A 243-nucleotide genomic window follows, 5' to 3' on the forward strand; every position below is an offset into this window, starting at 1 on the left:
ACCGCCACGGCTGTCGTCCCGACGGTCATCCCGCTGGTACGAAGGCCGCTCGTCCCGACGGAACGACGGACGCTCGCCACCACGGTCGTCACGACGGAAGCCACCGCCACGGCTGTCGCCACCGCGGTCGTCACGGCGGAAACCACCGCCACGGCTGTCGTCCCGACGGTCATCCCGCTGGTACGAAGGCCGCTCGTCCCGACGGAACGACGGACGCTCGCCACCACGGTCGTCACGACGGAA

1 protein-coding gene is annotated in these 243 nt (G+C 70.8%); it reads left to right on the forward strand.

Going from position 1 to position 243, the window contains the following annotated elements; translation table 11 throughout:
* Nucleotides 1-243: hypothetical protein (locus OO54_RS48500; protein WP_033212997.1), on the forward strand; the 243-nt coding region annotated here is incomplete at both ends.

The sequence above is a fragment of the Streptomyces wedmorensis genome, from assembly GCF_000716445.1.
GTDB lineage: Bacteria > Actinomycetota > Actinomycetes > Streptomycetales > Streptomycetaceae > Streptomyces > Streptomyces wedmorensis.